This window comes from Rickettsiales endosymbiont of Peranema trichophorum (assembly GCF_004210275.1).
GTDB lineage: Bacteria > Pseudomonadota > Alphaproteobacteria > Rickettsiales > Midichloriaceae > RICK02.
This window is the reverse complement of the sequence record NZ_SCFA01000067.1, coordinates 1-1,182: the sequence shown is the minus strand read 5'-3', so window position 1 is coordinate 1,182 and position 1,182 is coordinate 1. Positions and strand designations below refer to the sequence as shown.

Sequence of the window (1,182 nt, the reverse complement as noted above, 5' to 3'; positions counted from 1 at the left end):
GAGAATACGCCTGAACAAGTATTTCACGTGTTTATATTGGGACTAGTAGTAGGATTAAGAGGAGAATACTACATACGTTCGAATCAAGAATCGGGGCTTGGAAGATTTGACGTAGTGATGCTCCCAAAGCAGAGTGGGAGAGCGGGCATATTGCTGGAGTTTAAGGCAACAGACGACCCGAAGAAGCTGAAGGCAAAAGCGCAAGAAGGGTTGAAGCAGGTAAAAGATAAGCAATACCTGGAGCTGTTTAAGCAAAACGGAGTGAATGAGGTACTGGCAATCGGCCTCGCGTTTTGTGGAAAGCAACTGTGTTTGGTGAGTGAGAAGTTTTTGTTAGAGCACGAATAAGAAGCGAGTTAAAATTATGAAATACAAACTACCGGTAGGAGTCAGTGATTTTAGAAAGATAGCAACAGGTAACTATGTCTTTACGGACAAGACGCTGTTGATCAAGGAAGTAATGGACGATGGTGCTGATATCATACTAATCACCAGACCTAGAAGATTTGGTAAAACATTGAACTTGTCTATGCTCTACTACTTTCTAGACCATAGTCAGCCAAAAGATGAGGATTTGTTTGAGAACCTAAACATATGGCGAGATAAAGCCTTTTGCGAGGAGTATCAAAACAAATATCCAGTGATATTTATATCGTTCAAGGATGTGAAGTCGCACACTTATGACGAAGCTTATGCAGATATTATAGAGCTTATAAGAAGATTGTATGAAGAACATAGATATCTGGCTGATCGTGGTGTACTGTCAGATAATGAGCTGACAATATTTAACACTTTGCTCGGTAGACAAGCTGACATATCTGATATCAAGTCTTCACTTCGGCAGCTATGCCTCTACATACAGAGGTATTGTGGCAAGAACCCAATTATATTGATAGACGAGTACGATACACCGATACAAGAGGGGTATTTGGAAGATTACTATAATGAAATTACAGAGTTAATGCGTGGTATACTAGGGCAGGCATTAAAGGATAATAGCTATCTGACAAAGGCCGTGGTCACAGGAATCACTCGTATCTCTCAGGAGAGTTTGTTTTCTGGGTTAAACAACATAGAGGTGTACTCGTTATTGAGAGAAGACTATGGGCAATACTTTGGCTTTACCGAAGAGGAAGTGCTGAAGCTACTGGAAGAAACGAAGGAAGCAGTATCGCTTGATGC

At 40.9% G+C, this 1,182-nt stretch carries 2 protein-coding genes; both read left to right on the top strand.

Annotation, left to right across the window (positions count from 1 at the left end; all coding sequences use genetic code 11):
- Nucleotides 1-348, top strand: a 348-nt coding sequence (locus tag EDM53_RS03465; protein WP_207215463.1) for a PD-(D/E)XK nuclease domain-containing protein, incomplete at its 5' end; no start/stop codon positions are given.
- A gap of 16 nt (nt 349-364) precedes the next feature.
- The coding region (locus EDM53_RS03460; RefSeq protein WP_165379613.1) for an AAA family ATPase at nt 365-1,182 on the top strand (818 nt) is incomplete at its 3' end.